Below are 23,504 nucleotides of genomic sequence, written 5' to 3' on the forward strand. Positions count from 1 at the left end.
CAAGTTGTGGCCTTACGCCTGACTACTCGTCTTTTCCTTGCGCGCGATTCGCGGACACGGGCTCGCGCGCGTCTCGTGCATGCGTTCTGGACTTGTCCACTTGCGATTTATCTGTCCGCCCGTCCGCCGACGGTCTGTTTGCTTGTGCTGAAGCCCTGTCCGGGCGCGCCCCATGGTCCGCGCTCGGGCGCGATCCCCGATCCGTTCCCGGACGCGCTCCGCGTTCGCTGCGCGACGGCTTGTCCGGACGTCCCTGTCGCTCCCGCGGATGGCGCTCCGCGCGTTCCTGACGCTCCGGATGGAGTTGCGGCTTGTCCGCCCGCTCTTGACGATCCGTCCCGGATGCAGGCGAGTCGCCTCTGCCGGCTGGATCGCGGTGCGAATTGTCCGTCGGTGTCCGGCTATGGGAGCGCTCTTCACGCTCGGGGCGATCGAGCCGTTCGGCACGTTCTCCACGTTCGGAGCGGCCATTGCGCTCGCCGCGTCCCGGGCGGTCGGCGCGATCCTGCCGGCCATTGCGATCAGAGCGCTCAGTACGCTCTTGCCGTCCGGATCGATCCGGACGTTCGCTGCGCCCCTGGCGGTCGGAGCGGACCGGACGCTGGTGACGTTCCGACTGATCCGAGCCATCCCCATCCAGCGAGTCGCCGCGCTCCCGATGCTCGAGGCGCCCGGTGCGTTCGCTATGCGCTTGACGTTCCGGACCCGCTTCGCGCGCTGCCTGTTCTACGCCCCTTGCCCCGGTCGACTGCTCGCCGCGCTCCGAGAGCTCGCCGGCTACCGCCCCTTCCTCCCGCACCGGCGCATCGTTAGTCTGCTCGCCGTCGCTTTTTTTGCCGAGCTGTTTGTGCAGGACGAAATAAGCGCAGCCGAAGTTACAGTATTCATTGATGTAATCCGCCATACTGGTGTACATGGTATCCTTATTCGCCTTCGGATGATTTTCACGAAAAAAACCTTTGAGCCGAAGCTGGCTGTAACCCCAGTCCCCGACGATATAGTCGTACTTGTCCAGTATATCGCTGTAGCGGCTGCGAAACACCTCGACGTTCCATCCGTTGCGATGCTCGTGCACGAGCTCATAGCTTCTGCCGCCGATCTGAATCAAGCTACCCACTCCTTTTTGGAACACACCCTGTTCATTCGCCGCGCTTGCGTTAGTTCGTCGCCGCTTGCGCCTGGGCGGCAGACTTCGTCTGCTCGTGGGCGTGATACGAGCTGCGCACGAGCGGGCCCGATTCGACGTGGCTGAAGCCGCGTCGCAGCCCTTCTTCCTTGAGCGACGCGAATTCGTCGGGGTGCACATAGCGCTCGATCGCCAGATGATTCGGTGTCGGCTGCAGGTACTGTCCCAGCGTCAGAATATTGCAATCGACTGCACGCAGATCGTCCATCGCCGCGAGGATCTCCTCGCGCGTCTCGCCGACGCCGAGCATCATGCTCGACTTGGTCGGAATGCGCGGCTGCATCTCCTTGGCCCGGCGCAGCAGCTCCAGCGAGCGTGCATACTTCGCCTTGGCCCTCACCCGGTCAGAGAGGCGCTCGACGGTCTCGATATTGTGATTGAGAATATCCGGCTTGGCATCCATGACGATCTGGAGCGCATCGCGATTGCCCATGAAGTCGGGAATCAGCACCTCGACGCTGCACAGCGGCAGCTTGGCGCGAATGGCCTTGACCGTCTCGGCAAAAATCATGGCCCCGCCATCCTGCAGATCGTCGCGCGCCACCGACGTCACGACACAATGATTAAGCCCCATCTGCTCGGCCGCCTCGGCCACGCGCTGCGGCTCCTGCAGATCGAGCTCCGTCGGCATGCCCGTGTTCACCGCGCAGAAGCGGCAGGCGCGGGTGCAAATATCGCCGAGAATCATAAAAGTAGCGGTACGATTGGCCCAGCATTCGTAAATATTCGGACAGCGCGCCTCTTCGCACACGGTGTGCAGCGTCTTGGAGCGCATCATGTCTTTGATTTCCTTATAATGGCCGTCCGTCGTCAGCTTGATGCGAAGCCAGTCCGGTTTCGGCTGCTGCGACGCTTGCTTCGTTCCCATGGAAGGCATCCCTGCTTTCTTCATAAAACAGACCCTCGTGCCCGTCTGCCTCATCATCATTGGTATCATTATAACATGAATCGGATAAATTCCAATGATCTGCGAATGATAACGACACGGGAACAAAATGTGATGCATGTCCAACCATGTCCATTGATAAGGAGGGAGAGGTCGCGTGAAAAACGGACGACCGATCAGGCGGGCCGCGGCGGCCTTATTGCTGCTGCTCCTGATGCTGCCGGATGCAGCCGCAGCATACGAATCGCCTCTGCAAGGGGCGCAGGCGGCGCAAGCGACTCATGCGCCCCGAACCTCGCTTGCAGCGCAATCTGCCCCCGACCCGCAAGCCTTGATGCGCCAGCGGCGCGGGCTTTTTGAGGAAATGAGCGCTCTGACCGGCATCCCGTGGCATTATCTGGCCGCGATTGATCAGTACGAGCGCACCTTGACGCGAGCCAATTCCAAAACCAGGCCGGCGCCGCAGGGCGCCATCGCCATCGCCATCGCCCCGGAGCGCTGGGCCGGACCGCTGAATCCCGATCCGGAGGACAAGGAGACGGCCTCGCTGCGTCTATTCGGCGGCATCGGCAGGGACGGCAACGGCGACGGGCTGGCGGATCGCGCGAGCGACGCCGATCTGCTCTATACCGTCGCCCGTCACCTGCTGAAGCACGGCACGTCGGAGCAGGACTTTGCCATCGGCCTGTGGGAGTACTACCACAACACGCGGGCGGTACAGCGCGTCCGGCAATTCGCCGCCATCTATGCGACCTATGACAGGCTGGAGCTGTCGGAGCATGCCTTCCCGGTCCCGGTAGGCAGCAACTATTCCTATCGCAGCACGTGGGGGACGGCGCGCAGCTGGGGCGGATACCGGATTCACGAGGGAACCGATATTTTTGCGCCATACGGCTTGCCGGTGCGCAGCACCTGCTACGGCATCGTCGAGATCAAGGGCTGGAACCGCTACGGCGGCTGGCGGATCGGCATTCGCGATCTGGATAATATCTATCATTACTACGCGCACTTGTCCGGGTATGACAAGACGCTGGAGATCGGCGAGGTCGTGAAGCCCGGCCAGATCGTCGGCTGGGTCGGCAGCTCCGGCTACGGCAAGCCCGGCACGCAGGGCAAATTTCCGCCGCATCTGCATTACGGCGTCTACCGCGACCGCGGCTTGACCGAGTGGGCCTTCGACCCCTATCCGATGCTGCATCAATGGGAGCAGGCCGAGCGCCGAGCGCGCAAAAGCAGCCGCTGAACGGCCGCCGAACGGTCGCCGTGAGTGGCATGAGCTCGCGGACCCGGCGGCCGCTGCATCCGGCGCCATAATCGGGATCGTAGCGAATGCCGGCCGGATCAGTTCGCGGGCGCAGGGAGCGCTTCATCCGGCGAACCCCCTGCCGCTCCCTCAGCGTTACTGTCCTGCTGCGAACCGCCATCGGGGAGCGGGAGCGCGATGCTGGGCGCGCCGCCGGCGCTGTCGCCGACCGGATTGCCCTTGTTGTCGTAATAGTACATCGGCACATCGCCCACGACGAGCAGATAGGAGATCGGAATCTCGGTCTCCACGAGCTGCGGCCGGGTGTCGAAGGGGATGTAGACGGCCACCTCGGCCCGGATGCGAATATAGACCTCGATCAGCATGTTGTTGATGCCGACCGCTTTTTGACGCGTATTGAGGTCGACCTGCGCCGCGCCGATCATCTCGAAGCGCACCGGGACACGAGGACCGAATGAGGCCAGAATCGCGCTGTCCAGCGCCTGCCCGATCGGCACATGCTCCGGCACATGATTAATTTCGTTCATCGTGCCTTGCACGGTCTGGATCGTCTGCGACGTGATCCGCATATGCTCATTGTAGTCGATCATGAAGCCGGACACCTTGCCTGCGTTGTCCATCTTCCAATTGATCAGCGCCTCGGCGTCGGATTTTTGCGCGACTTGCTCGCTAATGGAGCGATTGATTGCCTCCGTGGCGATCTGCTTGACCCGCAGCTGGGCGATATGCATGAGCGGCTCGCGCAGATTGCGCTCCACGAAGGCAAAAAACAGGACCGTGCCCAGTGCCAGCCCCAGCAGGGTAACAAGCAGCAGTTTGCGACGGGAGGACATGCGCGGCTGCCGCGGCGGCTTGCGGCTGCGCAGACGCGGCCCGGACCTCGCCTGGGGCCGGCTGAGCCACATCCGGGGGCGGCGCTGGGGCGAGTGCTTACGCATTCGAGGGCGGCTATGAGGCGCTTGCACGCGCATGCGGCGCGGGCGTTGCACTGCGGACAGACGCAGTCGCGGCAGCCTGAGCTGCAGCGGCTTGCGCCAGCGCCGTTGCTTCCATCCTGCCATCGTGGTCCCTCCTTGCCCGTAGCCGCGTTTGTTATTCAGCATATGCGGGCAAGTCCGCAAAAAGAAGGAAAGGGGCCGACCGTGCGGCTGACTTGCTCAGACACCAAGCCCAATCCAACGGCTGACTCGACAAAGCGCTAACGGTTGCCAGCGCGCTTAATTGGGCCAAAATCGGCCCATATGGAAGCTAACGGTTATCATTAAGCTTATTTCGCCAAAAACCCGCTTTTTCAGACGAATTCAATGAAATAAGCACCGTCATAACCGTTAAAAGTGAAATCGCACATTTTGAGGCGGATTAGCCGCTGTGACAACCGTTACGCCTTTAAAACGGTCATCTACTTTCTATATTTCAAGCCTTTACAAAGGCTTACGCAAAAAGGGGGCAACTGCTGCTTGCGCGCAATCGCCCCGTCGTATAAGGTTAAGGGAACGGCGGAGCATGAAAGGAAGTCGAAAGATGAACTTTGTGAGCCCGACGCAAGGCAACCTGTCGATGGAACAGGTGGTAACCGAATTACATCAGTATGTCAAACAGGCGCCCGACAATCAATATAAGCTGGTCATCGGCACCGATTCGCATACTACACGCACCTACACGATGATGGTCTCGGTCATCCTCGTGCACCGCATCGGCCAAGGCGCCCGCTTCTTCTATCGCAAGACGCGCAATCGGCCGCTGATGGATCTGCGCCAGCGCATCTACCGCGAGACCGAGCTCAGCCTGGAGCTCGTCGACGCGCTCAACAAACGCGGCCTCAACGCCCTGACCGAAAAATTGCCGCTCGAGATCCACATCGACATCGGCCAGCAGGGCGATACGAAGGTGCTGATCAACGAAATCATGGGCTGGGTCACCTCGGTCGGTTACGAGGCGCGCATCAAGCCGCTGTCGTACGGCGCCAGCTCGGTGGCGGACCGCTTTGCGGAATAATGGTCTTCAGTTTTTCCTGTCCTTCAGTCCGGGCGGCGTTCACGCCGCTGCGGACTGAGGGACTTTTTGTCGCCTGCGCACCTGCTCAGCGGTCCGGATGAGGGCCGCGCTCTGCGCGCGCCTTCTGCGCCTCTGTAGACCATCGCCTCTGTCACCTACGTCTCTGCAACCTGCGCCTCTGCCGCAGCCACCGTATGCTCCAGCAGCTTGGCGATCGTGACCGGACCGACGCCCCCGGGCACGGGCGTGATCGCGCCTGCGCGCGCCGCGCAGGCGGCATAGTCGACGTCGCCGACATTGCCGGGATTGTAGCCGGCGTCGAGCACGGCCGCGCCGGGCTTGATCCAGCTCCCCTGCACGAAGCGCGGCCGGCCGACCGCAGCGACGACGATGTCGGCCATGCCCACGTGCCGCTCCAGTTCGGACGTATGCGAGTGGCAGACGGTGACCGTGGCATTGCGCTCCAGCAGCAGCATGGCGGCCGGCTTGCCGAGGATCGGACTGCGCCCGATGACGACGGCGTGGCGGCCCCGCAGGTCAATGCGATAATGCTCCAGCAGGGCCATGATCGCCGCAGGCGTGCACGAAGGGTAGCGGGCGAATCCGAAGGCCGTCTGGCCGAAGCCGAGCGTCGTGACGCCGTCCACGTCCTTGAGCGGGGCGATCGCGTCGAACGCGCGGCGCTCGTCGATCTGCGGCGGCACCGGATGCTGCAGCAAGATGCCGTGCACCTGCGGGTCACGGTTCAACTGCGCGATGCACGCCAGCAGCTCCTCCGTCGTCGTCTGCGCGTCCAGCCGCACGATGCGCGAGGCCATTGCCGCCTTGCGGCAGGCATTCGCCTTCATCCGTACATAGGTGGCCGAGGCCGGGTCGTCGCCGACGAGGATCGTCGCCAGCGTCGGCACGGTCCCTGTCGAGGCCAGCGCCTCCGCCCGCTCTTGCACACGCTGCCGCAACTCGGCGGCCAGGGCCGTTCCATCCAGAATCGTCGGCGTCTCGTTCTTGTTCATTCCCATCCATCCTCTCTGCACTTTGGAAGTGTACGTATACACAAAAAGAGGCAAAGGAGTCACGCTCCCTTACCTCTCGCCCAGGCGTACGGCATATGACGCTGCGCACGCTCCCCCATGGTCGCCCATGCTCCGCCAGTCGCGTGCCGCGGTACTGATGCCCCTATGGTAGCAAAATCCTGCCGCAATGTCTACGGTCTACGGCATCTGCGCCAGCCGAACCTCGAGATACGGCCGCTGCGCCGGATCGCCTTCGTTACGCCATTCCCCGCGTCAGCGCTCGCTCGCCCGGAATTGGCCCGGCGACATGCTGGCCAGCCGCTGAAAGACGCGATTCAGATTGCGCTCGGAATAGCCCACCTCCTGGGCGATGTCCTGGACGCTGCGCTCGGTGTCGCGCAGCAGCCGCTTCGCCTCCTCCACCTTGCAGGACATGACGAAGTCGACGAAGGCGATGCCCGCCTCCTTGCGGAACTGGCGGCTCAGGTAGGACGGACTCATGCCGACGAGCTCGGCGCATTCGGTCAGCGACACCGTCTCGCCGATGTTGTCCTTGACATGCTGCCATACCTTCTGTACGGCGGCGCGGCCGCTCAGCTTGCGGCTCTGGGCGAGAATATCGCCGTAGAGCGGGAACAGCACGTCGAGGAACCAGTCGACGATCTCGTCCATCGTCTGGCGGCTCTTGAGCTGCTCGAACCAGTTGTTCTCCATGATGTCCAGCAGGCCGATCCCCTGCGCCTCCAGCGAGCGGATGATCGAGGAGAGCAGCACGTGACAGCTCTGGTGTATGAGATTGTACGACTCGGTGACGCGGATCGCCTCGGCAAAAGCGTGCATCGCCGCCCGCGCGCCCTCCCCGTCGCCGCGCAGCAGCCGGTCCAGGAGCTCGCCCTCGAGCTCGCGCGGATAAGCGAAGAGCGGCTGCTTTTTGGGCGAATCGCCGTCGTAGTAATTGACCGAATTGCCGCTGCGGAACAGCCGGCACTGCAACGCCAGCAGCGCCTCGCGATAAGAGGCGGGCACCTGCAGCAGCCCCTCCTTCCAGCCGCCCGCCCCGATCGACACGGAGAAGGACATGTATTGCTCCAACGCCTCGCACACCGCCTCGGCATAGCGGTGAATGGCCGCCGCCTGCGCGTCGCGCTCGGCCAGGTCGTCGTCGTGCAGCAGCACGATCGACTCCGCCTCGTCGCCGACGATGACCTCGCCCTGCAGCTGATGCTTGGCCAGCAGCTCCTTGGCCACGTTGGCGATGGCGAAGGCGACGACCGGCGCCTCCTCCGGCAGGAAGCGCGTCTCCTTGTACAGCTTCTCCGGCATGACGACCAGCGCGAGATAGCGGGCGCGCCCGATCAGCCCAAGCCGCTCCCGCTCCCGCTCGATGTCGCGCGCCTGCGGGATCCGCCCCTTCACCAGCCGCGCCAGGAACTGCTCGCGCAGCGTCGGCTCCAGCTTGTGCAGATGGCGCCGCAGCGATTCGGATTGCTCATGCATGTAGCTGAGGCATTCGGAGAGATAATCGAATTCATTGCCGCCGACCTCGGCATCGCGACGCGCGAATACGGTGCGGCCCTGGCGGATGAGACGCTCGACCGGATTGTATACGACCCGGGAGCCGATGTACGAGAGCAGCCCGCCGAGCAACAGCACGATCGCCGTCGTATAGCCGATCATCGTCTTGACCCAGCCGAGCTGGGCGGCGATGACCGCCTCCGGCACCATCGCGACGTAGAGCCGGTCCTGCACCGTACGCCGAAAGAAAACCAGCGTCTCCTCGCCTGACGCGTCCTGCGCATGAATCAGCCCGGCGCTGCCCGGCGTCCCGGCAATCCGGGCGAAGACCGGGTCGCCGCTCAGATCGGTGCCCGGCAGCGACTTGTCGCTCGAATGAAACAGCACCTTGCGGGCCGCGTCCGCGATCAGGTAGCGCGCCTGCTCCTGCAGCACCGACTGGCCGCGCAGCTCGCGGGCCATGTCCGCCTCCTTGATCTGAATGATCACGGCGCCCTCGGCCGCGCCGGTGCGATGCACCGGCAGCAGCCGCACGAACGAGACGAGACCCTGCTTGCCCGCCTCGGGCAAGTATGTCCATCCGGCCGGGCGGCCGCCCGCCATGATCGCCGCGAGATCGCCGCGTAGCGGATAGCGCTCGCCCGGCACGTAGCCGTATTCGTTGGAGAGGACCAGATCCGACGCCGCATTGTAATAGATCAGCTCGTGCACGGCGGCGTGCGTATTTTTGCGAATCGTCATGCTGTCCAGCATGTCGCCGTGGTAGAGATAATCGCGGTCAAAATCCGGCCTCAAAAACGAGTCGCGCACGAGCGCGCTGCTGGAAAACTGCAGCGAGCCGTACTCCACCGCCGCCAGCTGGTCCTCCATCCGGGCCATCAGATCGCCCAGACCGGCCAGCTGCCGCGCCTTCAGTTCCTCGGTGAGCCGGGGCACGGAGAGCTGGTAGTAAGCGATGCCCGCCAGCAGGATCGGGATATAGATCAGCAGGCAGACGAGCCAGATCAGCTTGCGAAAATAGCCCGAGCGATTCGCCGGGACGCCGAACAAGCGGCGGCGCAGCTTCATGTTCATCTCCTCCTTGCCATTGATGCGGCGAGCGGGTTAATCGGCGTGAAAGGCTTCGTACTCCTCGGCCAGCTCGTCAAAGGCGGCCTGCATCGCGGGCAGCTCGTTGAGCTCCTCGACGTAGGCGCGGTACTCCTCCATCGGAATCTGACCGACGATGGCGCGCGTCACCATCGCCTGCCATTCGCTCGAATGCTTCGCCCACTCGGTCAGCCACTTGTCGGAATTCAGGCCGGTTTTCGGCTCGATTTTGCCGACTTCGTCGAAATGCGCCACCGACTCCTTCTTCGCGTCGTTATATTCCTTGCTGCCCGAGGCGCTCTCGACCTTGCCCCACTTCGCGTAGGCGAGCACGCCAGCGCCCTTGGACGTCGTGTTGATCTCCTCGCGGCCCAGGTCGTTGAGCACCTTCTGCCCGTCGATGACCTCGTGATGCACGCCCTCGAGCCCATAGTACGCCAGCTCCGTCAGCTCCTCGGACGCGGTCAGCTCGAGATAATCCAGGATCTGCTTCACCTTGGCCTCGGGCACCTTCTTGGAGATGAAGTAGCCGCCGGATACGCCGGTCGCCAGATTGACGCTGACGCCGCCCGGACCCTCGAGCGCGAGATTGACGATCTCTGGATCGGCTTGTGTCTTGGAGATCGCATCCTCGTATTCCTTGTCCCACCAGATGCTGCGCGGATACGAAGCGGCCCGGCCCGACTTATACAGTTCTTCCGCCTGCGTCTTCTTCATGACCGAGAATTCCTGTGCCAACAGCCCCTCGCTGTACAGTCCGCGGAACCACTCCACCATGTCGCCGTACATCGGCGTCAGCTCCTTGGGGACGTAGCCGCCAGCTTCGTTGAAGTACGGGTCGAGCGCGCCGAAGGCGCCGGCGAACGCATCGTCGCCGTCGTCGACGATGACGCCGTGGCCGATCAGGCCAAAGGTGCCCATGCCGGACGGGTCGGCTTCGACGATCGCCTTGAGCGCGTCCTTGTATTCGTCCAGCGTCTTCGGCACCGGCAGGCCGAGCTGGTCGAGCCAGTCCTTGCGCATCTTGATGCCGATGTCCATGCGCGAGCGCGAGCGCGGCAGGCCGTAGATTTTGCCGTCTACGGAGACGTACTTCTCCCAGTTGGGCGCCAGGTTGTTCGCCAGATTGGGATAATCGCTGAAGTCGCCCAGCAGCGGCGTCAGGTCCCAGAATGCGCCGTTCTTAATCGCGCTGATGAGCGGCGGCCGCATATTCGGCGAGGACAGCACCTCCGGCAGATCGCCCGAGGCGAGCACGAGATCCATCTTCGTATCGAGATCCCCGGACGGCACCCATTCGATGTCCAGCACCGTATTCGTACGTTCCTGCCACTCGGTCCAGTACGCATTGTCCATGCGCGGCAGCTCGTTGTACAGCCCGGCGAACATCTGAATATGCAGCGGCTCGTCCGCTGCGGACGAATCCTGACCGTCGTCGCCGCCGTTCCCGCCATTGCCGTTGTTCGTGCCGGCCCCGCCGGATCCCCCTGCGCCATTGCCTCCGATGCCGCTATTGCCGCCTGCGTCCGATCCGCTCGAGCAAGCCGCCGCCGTGCCGAGCAGCAGCGTCAGGCAGAGCAATACGATCCAGTGCTTGCGTGCAGGCCCTCTCTTGTTCATCATGCTTCACGCTCCATCTAATAGGTGTAAGCGGATACAGCTTGCCGTGCCGCTTCCTCTTCATCGTAGGCGCCCCGCACCGGGGCGCACTAGAGACAATCGTTGACGCCTCGGGGCCTTGCCGCTCGTGGTCAATAATTGTCCCCGCCGCGCCGCCCTGGGGCATGCGATTATTGTGCAGGCTCTACTACTATGGCGTCGAACAGCTCCAAGGCCGGCACGCGAATGCGACTGTAAGCGGCGCTTCGCTCCACGCGGTACGCCGTTCCGTGCAAAAGCGAGCGGGCCTTCGCCGCCTCGCCCCGCACCTCCACCGTCAGCTCGCCCAGCGGCACCGTCTCGGTGAGCGGCTTGCCCGGCGTGCCAACGCCGTTGAGCAGATGGACGAGATAGCCGCCCGCAGCGCGCTTGCCGATCAGACCCTGCACGCCTGCCGGGGCGTCCGTCCGCAGCAGCGGCGTCCCCGTGACCGACCGCACCAGGTGGCCGATGAGCGCTCGGTATTCGGGCACACCGCTCGTATGATACAGCCGATCGATTGCCCAAGGCAAATACGTGCTCGTCCCCGCGCCCCAGCGCCGGCGAATCAGTCCGGGCACGTCGGTCGTATCCGTCCAATAGGCGAACTCCGGGGTCGTATTGCGCACGGCGGGGATGCCGTACAGGTCCTGCAGATCATGCAGCTCATCGCGCTCATCCCGCTCATCCCGCTCATCGAGAGCATCGAGTTCTTCCAGCCTGTCCAGTGCCTCCGACCTCTCGGGACGTGCCGGCTGCGGAGCTGCCGCCCCGGCCCCTTCCGGAGCTCCGGATCGATCCGCTCGCTGGAGCCCCTTGCCTGTGCGCAGCGCCTCATGCGAGGCGGGCCTCTCCGACAATGGCACGGTACGCAGCAGACCTCCCTCGGCCATCAGCAGATCGATCTCGCCCCCCAGCGCCGCCCGCAGCCGCGCGTCGCCGAGTTGCAGGTACGTACAGGCGACGGGCGGTTCGTCCGGCACGCGCCGGTCCAGACAACGCAGCGCCAGCGTGTCGCGCAGCCGGCCGCTCGCGTCGTAGCGGCCGGTCTCATGCGTCGCGATGACATGGCCGCCGGCGGCCACATAGTCGTCGATCAACCGCGCCTCGTCCTCCGTCAGCACGGCAATATTGGGCAGCAGCAGGCAGCGATAGCGCTGTAGCCGCTCCGCCGTCAGACTGCCCTCGTGCAGCACCGTGAACGGCAGATGGCATTCCGCCAGCATCTCGTACATGCCGCGGTAGTGGCTCTGCCAGCGACCGGCCGGGTCGTCGCGGCCATAGACGTCGGCAGTCCGCTGCGAATACAGGATCGCGACTTCCGCGCAGGGCGAGAGCTCGGCGTATTCGCGCTCGTGCCGCTGCAGATAGGTGAACAGCCGGCGAACGATCGGCAGGCCCTGCCGATCGTCCTGATCGAACTGGCCGCTCAGCGCCACGGCGGGCGAGCCGCCGCAGGCCGCGATCTGCATCAGATCGTAGCCGAGCTGGGCGGCCGGCTGGGCGGACCGGCGGCTGTAGATCGTTTTGCTGTAGCTCAGGATGATGCAGGTGTGCTTGATATGACTGCCCAGCATCGTCTCCTCTCCCGCCCAGTAGGGCCATCTCGGCGCCGGGCGGTCGTAGAAGTTGAACGCCTCGCTCGTGATGCAGGCGCTGCCCTGCGCGAACTGCGGCGCGTACCAGCCGCTCTCGCGAATGCCGCGGTACGTGTCCGAGGTCAGATTCGTATCGATCGTCAGCACCGTGCCCGGCGCAATCCGCTCGATATACGCGGCCAGACGACGATTGTAATCCGCGAAGCGCTCGTAGCGGTAGCGTACGTACGCCTGCCAGGCCGGATCGTCCCAGTCCTCCTCCTCGGGCAGCGCCAGCCCCGTCGTCTCGCGGAACAATCCCCGGCAGCGCTCGCAATGGCACTGCAAGTAATTGAACGCATTGAAGAAGAGGCCGTCCGCCGGATAGCGCCGCAGCAGCTCGCCGACCACCTCGAAATTGTACTGCTCCCAATACGGCCCGGTCGGACACGTCATCAGCATCTCCCAATGCCGCTTCACCTCGCCCTTCGCATCGCGGCGGAACCAGTCGGGATGCCGCTCCAGCACATGCGGGAAGCTCTTGCTCACGTCCATGCGCACCAGCACCTTCAGGCCTTGCGCATGTGCAGCGGCGATGACCTCGCCGAGATAATCGCCCTTCATCTCCGCATTGACGCTCTGGTACGGATGGCTCGTCGGATACCATGCGAGAATGCCGCCACCGTTGACCAGGATCGCATTGGCGCCATAAGCGGCCGTCTCCCGCACCAGTGCCTTCACGTCCAGCCCGCGCGCGTCGATGCTGCGCAGATTCGGCTGCAGCAGGCGGAACGGCCGGCTCCAGAACGACGCCTCTTTTTGACCATTTCGTTCGGAGCCCGTGCGGGCCTGCGTTTCACTCGGCCATATCGGTTCGCTCATCGTTACCCGTGTCCTCCTTTGTCCCTTTTCTCCTTTCTCATTGTAAAGAAAACGACGCCGGCCTCCTACGGACATTTCTTGTACAGCGCTGCGATCGCTGCCAGAGACAGAAAAAACCACAGCAGGGAGCGCGCTCCCTCCTGCGGTGCATATGCGGTGCGTATGCGGCGCTGCTGCGCCCCATGCCAAATTAATTGCGGCTTCCTACCGCTAGCTCAAGCGTCAGGCGGATATGCCGCTGTCTCCGCCAGTGTCAATGTTGCCATGCGATTATGGCTTGACGACTTTGGCTTGACGATTTTGGCTCGTGCCATCTTCTTGAGGCTTTAGGATCTTTCTCGAAATAACCAAAGACAGCTCATCCACCAGGTGGGCAAACGGACGCACCTCACCTCAGCTAACGGTTGCCAGCGCGCTTATTTCGATCGATTTCAGGCGATTTCCAGGCTAGCGGTTGCCACAGCGCTTATTTGGCCTCAATCGCGTCTTTTCAATGGATTTCAAGAAAATAAGACCTGTGGCAACCGTTACAATTCAATCGGCGCTTTTTTGGGCGCAATAGCCGCTGTGGCAACCGTTAGGTTCGTTGGTCGATGGTGAAGGGATAAGGACGGTTTCAATCGCACCAGGTTATTCTGTAATGGACACTTAGCCCAGCTAGCAACATGGTTCATTACGCTATAGCTCCGCGGGGGGGCCGACTAGCTCCGCGACTGCACGGCGTCCAGCCCAGCGACTTCGCGGCGTCGGCGTCTATGCCGAGACAGCGGCGATAACACGGCGACTAATCCCGTAATTGCACTGCGTCTACGCCGCGACCGCGGGGACTAAGCGGCTCGTAGCCCGGCGACTGGCGCAGCGACTGCACAGCAAATAGCGCGGCGTCTAATCCCGCGACTAGCGGAGCGTCTACGCCTCGATCGCAGCAACTAAGCGGCGATTGCAGCGCCCCCGAGGACTGGCGCAGCGGACAAGGGGCTCATAGCGTCCTTGTCCGCTGCCGTAGCGCCTCGTATAGCAGGATCGTCCCTGCCATCGCCACATTGAGCGATTCGGCCCGCCCCTCGATCGGGATCAGCACGCTCTCGTCCACCAGTTCGCGCACCTCTGGCGACATGCCGCGCGACTCGCTGCCGAGCACGAGCCACACCGGGCCCGTCCAGTCTGCGGCATAGCAGTCGCGTTCGGCGTCCAGCGCCGTACCGACGAGCCGGGCGCCCCGGCGGCGCGCCTCCCCCAGCAGCTCGGGGAGCGGCGCCTTGATCACCGGCAGATGCAGCAGCGAGCCCATCGTGGAGCGGACGGTCTTGGGATTGTACGGATCGGCGCACCCGCTGCCGAGCACGACGCCCGCCGCGCCCGCGGCGTCGGCGGCGCGAATGATCGTGCCGACATTGCCCGGATCGGCCACCGCATCGAGCACCACGACCGGCCGTTCCGCGCCGTAGAGCTGCTCCGGACGCAGATGCGGCATCGCCACGACGGCGAATACCCGCGGCGGGGTATCGGTACCTGTGCACTTGGCCAGGATCGGCTCCGTCGCGGCGATCCATTGCGCGGACGAGCCCGCCTGCAGCGGCTCCAGCTCGTGCGGCACGCCGCGCTCGGCATCATAGACGACACAGTCCACGGCCGCGCCCGAGAGCAGCGCTTCTTGCACGAGATGCACGCCCTCGGCGAGGAATTGGCCCTGCTTGGCCCGGCCTTTTTTGTCCAGCAGGGCAGCCCACTGCTTGACGCGTGGATTATGTACAGAGGTTAATTGCGCTTGCGCATGTTCGCCTGCCATGTCGATATCGTCACTCCTCGGAGTAGGCGAGCTCCAGGCCCGTCAGATCGGTATTTTTGCCGACGACGATCAGGATGTCGCCTTCCTTGATGACATCCTCGGCGTACGGCGAGATGTTCATTTTGTTGTTCGTCTTGATGGCCATGACGTTGCAGCGGTATTTGGCGCGAATATTGAGCTGCAGCAGATTCAGTCCGATCATCGCCGAGGGCGCCTTGATCTCGGCAATGCTGTAATCGTCGGACAGCTCGATGAAGTCGAGAATATTCGGCGAGACGAGGTTGTGCGCGACGCGCAAGCCCATGTCCCGCTCCGGGTAGACGACCTTGTCCGCGCCCGTCTTCTCCAGCACCTTGCCATGCAGCTCGTTCTGCGCCTTGACGATGATCGTCGGCACGCCCAGGTCCTTGAGGATCAGGGTGGTCAGAATGCTCGCCTGGATGTCCTGGCCAATCGCCACGACGACGACGTCGAAGTTGCGGATGCCCAATGAGCGCAGCGCCTCCTCGTCGGTGGAATCGGCGGTCACCGCGTGGGTGACGCGGGCAACAACATCCTGAATGCGGTCCTCGTCTTCGTCGATCGCGAGCACCTCAAAGCCCATTTCTGTCAGTTCGCTGGCTACGCTGGTCCCGAACCGGCCCATGCCGATGACCGCGTATTGCTTTTTGGCCATAAGTGCCCTTCCCCTCTGTGCATTGATCTGTCCTTAAGTATAGCAACGTCGGATGAAAAGGCCAAGCCGCGGGAATAGTAAGGCGACACCACAACATACGGAGGGATCGAATTGGACAATCTGGATCTGCGGCAAGCGATCAAGCAACGCGTACACAACAAGCCCGGCAATGAGCTGACCGAAGTGATCGAGGACTCGATCGACAGCGACGAGCGCGCCCTGCCCGGTCTCGGCGTGCTGTTCGAGCTCATCTGGCAAGGCAGCGACGCTGCAGCACGCCAATCCATGGTCGCCACGCTCCATCAGCAGCTGAGCGGCGCCGGCGCCAGATAACGATGAAGGCTTGAAGTGTTGTGCATTTCGACCACTCCCGCACTTTTTTCGCCGCACTTCAGGGCGCCGACCAATACATTCCGCTCTCATAGACCACGACGCCGTCAACGATCGTGTGCGTGGCCCCGGGGTAGCCGTCGAAGCAGTCGACGATGATCAGGTCCGCCTGCTTGCCTGGCTCGATCGATCCGCGCACTGCGCCTACGCCGAGCGCCTCCGCCGGATGCAGCGTGACCATGCGCACCGCCGCAGGCAGCGGGACAACCTGCTCATCAGCCAGCTTGAAGGCGGCCGGCAGCAGGGCGCCCGGGTAATAATCCGAGCAGATGATCGACGCCGCACCGTCTGCGATCGCATCGACCGCGCGCAGATTGCGGTCGTGCGAGGCGCCGCGCACCACATTGGGCGCACCGACGCAGACGCGCATCCCGCTGCGGCGCGCATGATGCGCCGTCTCGAGATTGATGGGGAATTCCGAGACGCTCACGCCGTAGGATGCAAATTGGTCGACGCGCTGCGGCGTATCGTCATCATGCGAGGCGACCGCGATGCCCTGCTGCGCCGCCAGTCTGGCCAGACTGCGCAGCTGCGTCCAGTCGACGCGTTTTTGGCGTGTCAGCAGGTCGTCCACGATGCCCCGCACCTCGACGACGTCGACGCCCTGGTTTTTCATGACATAGCGCTCGAATGAGCCCGGCTCGCGATACTGGCCTTGTCCCGGCGAATGGTCCATGTACGACAAATAGTCGATCTTGCGATCCGCGATATAGCGCTCGACGATCGGCAGCCCGTCCAGATGCGACACCTCGTAGCGCAGATGCACGCCGTGCCGCACCATCGCCCGACGGCTCCTGTAGCGGTGGATCAGCTCGATGATGCCGGTGAGCAGATGATCGCCCCGCAGGCTGATGCCGACTCCGAGCGACACGGAATGATACATCGTCGTGATGCCGTGCACCGGCAGCTTGCGCTCGAATTCGAGCAAGGCCATCTCCAGCGGAAGCAGCGTATTCGGGCGCGGTTGAATCTCCTTCTCGATCGCATCGCAGTGAATATCGATCAGACCGGGCAACACGAATCGCCCGCGCGCTTCGATCTCGCGAATCGCGGAGGATTTGGGTGACTTGAGCGACTCGGATGACTTCGACAACTCGGGCGATTGGGGCTCTGGCGATTCGGATGACTCCGGTAGCACAGCTGGCTGAGGCTCTGACGACAACTCAGGCGACGCTGCCAAGACTGCTCGGACTGCGACGCTGGACGTTACCCCCGCGGGCGCTGCCGCTTTTGTCGATTCGATATCGGTGCGCGCCGCTTCCGGCTCCATCCACTGCCCGAGCACGCGAGCCGGATCGCTGCGCAGCGCCGCTCGCTCTTCCTTGCCTTCGACAATTCGCACAATCGTATCGCCCCGCACCACCAGATCGGCCTCCGCTACCCGTTCTGGCAGCACGAGCCGGCCGTCCCAGATGATCAAGTATGCCATTTTGTCAGACTCCCCCTCTTCAATCCCGTATATACACGCTGTAATCTAAGCTTGACCATCTACCGATCTGTAATCCATGCTCTTATTGTAGCCTTCCTCCAGCCGCTGCACAACGCGCAAAAGCGGGAGCCGCACCGGTCCGGCCGGCACTGCTCCCGCTCTTTGAGTCAGAGACCTATGCAGAGTGTAGAATGGGCTGCGAATCCTCCGCTGTCAGTGCCCCTCCATGAACAAATAACGCGCCACGATCAGAATCGCCAGAATCCACATGAGCGGATGCACGGGATACTTCGCCTTGTCCGCCTTGCCCGTGAGGTTCGCCACGACGGCGAGGACGACGTAGAAGACGATGCCGAACGAGATGCCGTTGGCGATGTTGTAGGTGAACGGCATCAGGGCAATCGTCAGGAACGACGGAATCGCGTACACCATGTCGCCGAAGTCGATCTCCTTGACCGACTGCATCATCAGCACGCCGACGATAATGAGCGCCGCCGCCGTAGCCGAGCCCGGGATGAGCGCGATCAGCGGCGCCAGGAACAGCGCCAGCAGGAAGCAGACGCCGGTCGTTACCGCGGTCAGGCCGGTCCGTCCGCCCTGGGCGATGCCCGAGGAGCTCTCGACATAGGCCGTCACCGTACTCGTGCCGAGCATGGCGCCGCCGCTGACGCCGATCGCGTCGACGAGCATCGCCTTGCCGACCTTCTTCTTGCCCTTGTCCTTGTCCTTCATGAAGCCGGCCCGCGTCGCCGTGCCCACCAGCGTGCCGAACGTATCGAACAGCTCGACGAAGGTGAACGTCAGGATGACCGTGATCAGGCCGACCTCGATGACCCCGGCGAAGTCGAACGCCCAGAAATTCAACTCACCGAAATCCGGCACCCACGTCTGTCCGCTCAGCGTAGCGCCGACGTCTACGCCGCCCGCGATAATGGCCACCACCGTCGTCGCAAGAATGCCGAACAGAATGGCGCCCGGCACGCGCAGCACCATCATGACCGCGATCAGCAAGATGCCGAGCACCGTCAGCCAGACGTCCATCGTACGCAGATCGCCCATGTGGAACACCGTCTCGAAGCCCAATAGCGTCGTGTACGTGCCGCTCTCGACCGGATTGAGCGTCTCTACGGACACGGCGAGCAGACCGCTATTCTTCAGCCCGATGATCGTGATGAACAGGCCGATGCCGACCGTGATCGCGTGCTTCAGGCTATCCGGCACGGCGACGATCAGCATCTGCCGCACCTGCGTGACCGTCAGGATGAGGAAGATAATCCCCGAGATAAAGACCGCCGTCAGCGCCATCGCAGGCGAGATCGGCGTGCCGGTCGCCTGCGAGGCGAGCACCGTCGCTGCGAAGTACGCATTGAGCCCCATTCCGGGCGCCAGCGCGACCGGAAAATTGACGAACAGTCCCATCGCGATCGTGAAGATGCCGGCGGCCAGCGCCGTGGCGAGGAACACCGAATCCCAGCTTAATCCCGCGGGACTCAGAATGCTCGGGTTGACGGCGAGAATGTACGCCATCGTCATGAATGTCGTCAGCCCGGCCATGATCTCCGTGCGGACATTGGTGCCGTTTTCCTTCAAACGAAAAAAACGATCCATTGCTACATAACCCCTCTCATCAAAATGAAATCGAGTTTGCGCGTCAAGGGAAGCGTGCTGCGTCATCCTTTGGATGCGTCAGTTCGTTTCGTTCCCGAAGTCGAGCGCATGATAGGCGAACTCGCCTATGTGCGATCGACTCAAAAACGGCCGCCCTTTTTTGCACTGCAGGGCGGCCGCGAAACGCGGATGGCCCCCTGCACGCCGGCTTCATGCTGCAGGGTTCCATCGTTCGTAGCCAGATCATTTACGGTGATCTCGTAGAGACTCCCGGGCCGATTCCCGGGATTATACGACACATATTCGATTGTTTGTCACACTTATTCTAATGACAGGCCCGCCGGGTTGTCAATGATATTTTCTCTGATCGCCTTGTGATCTTACAACCGACAGGCAGTGCCAAAGCTTTAACTCGCGAAACACACCTAGTTATTTAGACAAGTACAAGTGAAAACCCACCGACTAGAAGTCAGTGGGTTAAGCCAAGCGCCTGCTCAGCACGCCTGATTTCCCATATATCACTATGATCAAATATCACGATGATCAAAGTTGCTTTGTTAGATCCATTTTAGCATACAGTATGCGGTGAACTTCCACAATCTGTTCCTTCACCACATAAAAGACAAGATAGTTCTTGACGGGTAAAATCCTGTATTGATTCTCGAAATCCCTGGACGGTTGATATACTTTGCATGAATAAGGAAACTGCGCGAGCCTGGATATGGATTCATCGAAGCATCCAGCAAATCCATTGCGGGCCTAGAGTTGCAAATTCTATTCCCACTCAATCGTCGCCGGCGGCTTCGACGTGATGTCGTACACCACGCGGTTGACGTTGTCGACCTCGTTGACGATGCGGTTGGAGATCTTCTCCAGCACCTCCCACGGGATGCGGGCCCAGTCCGCCGTCATGCCGTCAATCGATGTCACGGCGCGGATGCCGACGGTGTAGGAGTAGGTGCGTGCGTCGCCCATGACGCCGACGCTGCGCATGCCCGGCAGGGCGGTGAAGTATTGCCAGATGTCGCGATCCAGTCCGGCCGCCGCGATCTCGTCGCGCAGAATCTGGTCGGACTCCCGCACGATCTCCAGCTTGTCCTCCGTCACCTCGCCGAGCACGCGGATCGCCAGTCCCGGTCCCGGGAACGGCTGACGCCAGACGATCGCCTCGGGCAGGCCGCATTCCTCGCCGACCTTGCGGACCTCGTCCTTGAACAGCGCCTTGAGCGGCTCGACCAGCTTGAACTTCATATCCTCCGGCAGGCCGCCGACATTGTGATGCGACTTGATCGTCTGCGCGGTCGCCGTGCCGCTCTCGACGATATCGGTGTAGAGCGTGCCTTGCGCCAGATATTCGAAGTCGTCGAACCTGGCCGCTTCCTCTTCGAAGACGCGAATGAACTCGTTGCCGATGTTTTTGCGCTTGATCTCCGGATCGGAGACGCCGTGCAGCTTGTCCATGAAGCGCTCGCGCGCGTCGATCTTGACGACCTTCATGTCGAACTTGCCGACGAACGTCTCCATGACGCTGTCCGCCTCGCCCTTGCGCAGCAGCCCGTGATCGATGAACATGCACGTCAGCTGATCGCCGATCGCCCTGTGAATCAGCGCCGCCACGACGGACGAATCGACGCCGCCGGAGAGCGCGCAGAGCACCTTGCTGTCGCCCACCTGCTCGCGAATCTCGCGCACGGTATCCTCCACGAATGTCTCCATGCTCCACTCGCCCGCGCAGCCGCAGATACCGTACAGGAAGTTGCGAATCATGTCGTTGCCGTAGGCCGAATGGCGCACCTCGGGATGGAATTGCACCGCGTAAAAACGGCGCTCCGGATCGCTCATCGCCGCGATCGGCGCGTGTCCACTGCTCGCATCGATGCCAAAGCCTGCCGGCGGCTCGACGACGAGGTCGCTGTGGCTCATCCACACCATCTGGCGCTTGTCCAGGCCTTCGATCAGCGGACAATCCTCGCGGAACTCCACATCGGCGCGTCCGTACTCGCGCTTGCCGGCGCGCTGCACCTTGCCCTGGAGCTGATGCGACATCATCTGCATGCCGTAGCAGATGCCGAGGATCGGGATGCCGAGCTCGTATACCGCCGGATCGACGAGCGGCGACGCGTCGGCGTAGACGCTGGCCGGACCGCCGGAGAAGACGATGCCCTTGGGCTGCAGCTCGCGGATGCGCTCGACCGGCGTATTGTACGGCAGCAGCTCGCTGTAGACGCCCAGATCGCGGATTCGTCTAGCGATCAGCTGGTTGTATTGTCCTCCGAAGTCCAGGACGACGATCTGTTCATTCGTAATGTTCATTCCCGTGCCTCCCTCAATTCATAACGCTAATTATAGCTAACGGGATTTAAGCGAGTCAAGCAACGTTTGAGAGGAGGGAGTCGCCCAATAACGGCCTGACATCCGCCAATGCCGGCACCGGCAAGGCCGTCCTCCGGCACACAGACCAGAATCCATCCGCAGCAGTGGGACTAGGAAGCGTTCGTCGAGCTCCGGCCAATCGGATCTTTCGGGGGACGCCTGCGCCCGCAACACACGGCCAAGGCTCCTGCCCGGCTACATTAGAAGAGTAGCTGCTCTGGCGCCTTGTCTCCCCGGCTGCTCAATTCCCAGGTGCTCTGGCGACTCGCTGCTGGACACGGCTGCCTGATTCGTGGGCGCTCTGGCGCCCCGCCGTCTGCCACGACTGCTCGATTCGCGGGTGGTCTGGCGACTCGCCTGCCCCGGCTGCCTAATTCACAGTTGCTGCTTTTATCCGCAAGGCTTGCGAACTGTAAAAGTGCAGTTGTTTGAAGGCGAATAAAGCATTTTTAGCCTTTGAACTGTAAAAGTGCAGTTTAAATCAGCGAATTTCGGGATATTCGCGAAAACGAGCCTATTTAACTGTACTTTTACAGTTCAGCACGATGTACCAGGAGGCGCGCACAAAACGAACTGCACATTTACATTTGACGATTGAAATTTAGCAAATGGCATTTGGCATTCGGCATTTGACTGCTCCTCACTACCGCTGGCTACGGTGGATGGCTGGCATGCTATAGCACATTCTCGCCGTCCGTCCCTAGCCAGCCTCATCGTCACGCCACCCCGGATTCCCGGCACGCTTCCCCGAATTCCCGTCATGCCCCCCGCGGCTCCTCGTCACGCCTCCGGGATTCCCGTCACGCCACCCCGGATCCCCGGCACGCCTCTCGGATTCCCGCCGCGCCTCCCGGATCTCGTCGCCTCCAGGGGCTCACGGCCCTGCCAGGCCGCGCAGCTGTGCAAGCGTGTCGGGCTCCAGGCCGCCCAGGCGCCATAACGCGATGCGCGGCACGCCGGCGCGGCTGGCAGTCTCCGCCCAGCCGGTCAAGGTGCGTCCGTCCGCATACCAGACGGTACGCGGCTGCCCGTCTTCCGCGTCCGTATATGCGAAGTGCAGTGCCCCGCTCGCTTCGTCGCGCTGCGGCGTCGTCTCCGCCTCGGCTGCGAGCGATGCCGCCTCGCGTTCGGTCAGCGCCGCAGCCTGTCCGCCCGCCTGCCAGACGAAGCCGCCCGTCGCCAGCGCCATGTAAGGCTGGCCCGGCACATGGGCGAGCCGCTCTGCCAGCTCGGCGACGAAGGCGTGATCGGCCTTCGGTCCGGGTCCGCTGTGCGTGCCGTACAGATTGTACGCCATCATGACGTACACCGGGCCCTCCGGCAGATCCAGCCGCTCCACCGGAGCGCGCGGCTCCAGCACGACCCGCAGCTCCAGCCCGACCGCCTGCAGCCGCTCGTACAGCTCGGCGTAGAACAGGCACATCGACGGCCAGTCCTCGTCTTTGACACGCTCGTAGTCGATCTCCACGCCGCCGAAGCCGCGGGACAACGCAGCCTCCGCGATCGCGTCGGTATGCCGGGACCGGCTCTCTGCGCTCGCGACCAGACGCGAGAGCAACTCGGGGTCCTTTTGGACGGCAGTTCCGTCTGCGGCATAGCGGTCGTTGACCACCGTCAGGTCGAGCCTTGTCGACGGCTGCCCCCGCTCCTGCTGCTCTGACCGCTCCGCTGACTTCGACTGCCCCCGCTCCTGCTGCTCTGACCGCCCAGCTGGCTCCGCCTGCTCTCTATCCTGCCCTGCTGGCTGACCCGTTGTCTCCGACCGCCCCCGCTCCGCCTGCGCCGACCGCCCCGTTGTCTCCGACTGCCCCCGCTCCGCCTGCTCCGAAGACTCCTGCCGCTGCGCGGCCTCGTTCATTCGGGTCAGCATCGCCGGGAAGGCATCCGTAAAGTACAGCTCGTCATCCGGTCCGAAGTAGGCCGCAAACAGTTGCACGCTCGTCAGGGCGTCCAGCAGCGGCTCGGCGTCGGTCAGCCCCTCGTCCTGGTCCCAATCGGCCAGCCAGGCCGACAGCTCGGGCGCTCCGCCCGCACCCGGATCGCCGCCAGCGTGCGCGTCGTCCGGCTCGTCCGGGGCGCTGCGCATCAGCAGCACGACGAGCACGATCGCCGTCGCCGCGAGCACGATCGCTGCCGTCGCCAGCACAGCGATTGCGGCGGAATAGCCGCGCTTGTTTTTTCGCCTTCGTCCCAA

16 protein-coding genes, 1 pseudogene and 2 riboswitches are annotated in these 23,504 nt (G+C 62.9%); of the genes and pseudogenes, 3 read left to right on the forward strand and 14 right to left on the reverse strand.

The window, feature by feature from the left end; translation table 11 throughout:
* Positions 1–22: 22 nt before the first annotated feature.
* Entirely contained in the window at positions 23–1,108 is a 1,086-nt protein-coding gene (locus tag IDH44_RS26385) for a YutD-like domain-containing protein (protein ID WP_223869355.1), read from the reverse strand.
* A 49-nt stretch (positions 1,109–1,157) separates the two neighbouring features.
* Positions 1,158–2,054, reverse strand: coding sequence for a lipoyl synthase (lipA, locus tag IDH44_RS04080; RefSeq protein ID WP_190914962.1), 897 nt, complete (start codon positions 2,052–2,054; stop codon positions 1,158–1,160).
* A 232-nt stretch (positions 2,055–2,286) separates the two neighbouring features.
* Between lipA and IDH44_RS04085 the strand changes: the two genes are divergently transcribed.
* The gene (locus IDH44_RS04085; protein WP_190915035.1) at positions 2,287–3,315 is read left to right on the forward strand and encodes a M23 family metallopeptidase; all 1,029 of its coding nucleotides are present in this window, start codon (positions 2,287–2,289) and stop codon (positions 3,313–3,315) included.
* A 98-nt stretch (positions 3,316–3,413) separates the two neighbouring features.
* Here the strand turns inward: IDH44_RS04085 and yunB are convergent, their stop codons facing one another.
* Entirely contained in the window at positions 3,414–4,397 is a 984-nt protein-coding gene (gene yunB, locus IDH44_RS04090) for a sporulation protein YunB (RefSeq protein WP_223869356.1), read from the reverse strand.
* A 460-nt stretch (positions 4,398–4,857) separates the two neighbouring features.
* Here yunB and IDH44_RS04095 point away from each other — a divergent pair, with 460 nt between their 5' ends.
* A complete protein-coding gene (locus tag IDH44_RS04095) occupies positions 4,858–5,331 on the forward strand; it encodes a ribonuclease H-like YkuK family protein (RefSeq protein ID WP_190914964.1) in 474 nt (157 codons plus the stop codon).
* Positions 5,332–5,486: 155 nt separating this feature from the next.
* Here IDH44_RS04095 and IDH44_RS04100 read toward each other — a convergent pair whose 3' ends face one another.
* The 6 genes from IDH44_RS04100 to IDH44_RS04125 form a co-directional block, all read right to left on the reverse strand.
* Positions 5,487–6,344, reverse strand: a complete 858-nt coding sequence (locus IDH44_RS04100; RefSeq protein WP_190914966.1) for a bifunctional 5,10-methylenetetrahydrofolate dehydrogenase/5,10-methenyltetrahydrofolate cyclohydrolase — start codon at positions 6,342–6,344, stop codon at positions 5,487–5,489.
* A gap of 71 nt (positions 6,345–6,415) precedes the next feature.
* Positions 6,416–6,497, reverse strand: a riboswitch (ZMP/ZTP riboswitch).
* Positions 6,498–6,617: 120 nt separating this feature from the next.
* Entirely contained in the window at positions 6,618–8,927 is a 2,310-nt protein-coding gene (locus IDH44_RS04105) for a helix-turn-helix domain-containing protein (RefSeq protein WP_190914968.1), read from the reverse strand.
* A 36-nt stretch (positions 8,928–8,963) separates the two neighbouring features.
* Positions 8,964–10,571 carry an extracellular solute-binding protein gene (locus tag IDH44_RS04110; protein WP_190914970.1) on the reverse strand — a complete coding sequence of 536 codons (1,608 nt, stop codon included), beginning with the start codon at positions 10,569–10,571 and terminating at the stop codon, positions 8,964–8,966.
* Between the two features lie 167 nt (positions 10,572–10,738).
* Entirely contained in the window at positions 10,739–13,045 is a 2,307-nt protein-coding gene (locus tag IDH44_RS04115; RefSeq protein ID WP_190914972.1) for an alpha-amylase family protein, read from the reverse strand.
* A 979-nt stretch (positions 13,046–14,024) separates the two neighbouring features.
* Positions 14,025–14,834, reverse strand: a complete 810-nt coding sequence (locus IDH44_RS04120) for a TrmH family RNA methyltransferase (protein ID WP_190914974.1) — start codon at positions 14,832–14,834, stop codon at positions 14,025–14,027.
* Between the two features lie 10 nt (positions 14,835–14,844).
* Entirely contained in the window at positions 14,845–15,510 is a 666-nt protein-coding gene (locus tag IDH44_RS04125; RefSeq protein ID WP_190914976.1) for a potassium channel family protein, read from the reverse strand.
* A 111-nt stretch (positions 15,511–15,621) separates the two neighbouring features.
* Here IDH44_RS04125 and sspI point away from each other — a divergent pair, with 111 nt between their 5' ends.
* Positions 15,622–15,843, forward strand: coding sequence for a small acid-soluble spore protein SspI (sspI, locus tag IDH44_RS04130; protein ID WP_190914978.1), 222 nt, complete (start codon positions 15,622–15,624; stop codon positions 15,841–15,843).
* Between the two features lie 58 nt (positions 15,844–15,901).
* Here the strand turns inward: sspI and IDH44_RS04135 are convergent, their stop codons facing one another.
* The 5 genes and pseudogenes from IDH44_RS04135 to IDH44_RS04155 form a co-directional block, all read right to left on the reverse strand.
* Positions 15,902–17,329 carry an alpha-D-ribose 1-methylphosphonate 5-triphosphate diphosphatase gene (locus tag IDH44_RS04135; protein WP_223869357.1) on the reverse strand — a complete coding sequence of 476 codons (1,428 nt, stop codon included), beginning with the start codon at positions 17,327–17,329 and terminating at the stop codon, positions 15,902–15,904.
* 213 nt (positions 17,330–17,542) lie between these two features.
* Positions 17,543–18,937: an NCS2 family permease gene (locus IDH44_RS04140; protein WP_190914980.1), complete on the reverse strand. Its 1,395-nt coding sequence runs from the start codon at positions 18,935–18,937 to the stop codon at positions 17,543–17,545.
* Positions 18,938–19,152: 215 nt separating this feature from the next.
* A riboswitch (purine riboswitch) is annotated at positions 19,153–19,253 on the reverse strand.
* 227 nt (positions 19,254–19,480) lie between these two features.
* A pseudogene (locus IDH44_RS27330) lies at positions 19,481–19,675 on the reverse strand (type II toxin-antitoxin system RelE/ParE family toxin); the annotation flags it as partial.
* A 36-nt stretch (positions 19,676–19,711) separates the two neighbouring features.
* Positions 19,712–21,250 (reverse strand): glutamine-hydrolyzing GMP synthase, encoded by a 1,539-nt coding sequence (guaA, locus tag IDH44_RS04150; RefSeq protein ID WP_190914982.1) that lies wholly within the window; start codon positions 21,248–21,250, stop codon positions 19,712–19,714.
* 934 nt (positions 21,251–22,184) lie between these two features.
* Positions 22,185–23,504: a glycoside hydrolase family 18 protein gene (locus tag IDH44_RS04155; protein WP_190914984.1), complete on the reverse strand. Its 1,320-nt coding sequence runs from the start codon at positions 23,502–23,504 to the stop codon at positions 22,185–22,187.

Source organism: Paenibacillus sabuli (assembly GCF_014705605.1).
In the GTDB taxonomy this organism is placed as follows: domain Bacteria; phylum Bacillota; class Bacilli; order Paenibacillales; family Paenibacillaceae; genus Paenibacillus_D; species Paenibacillus_D sabuli.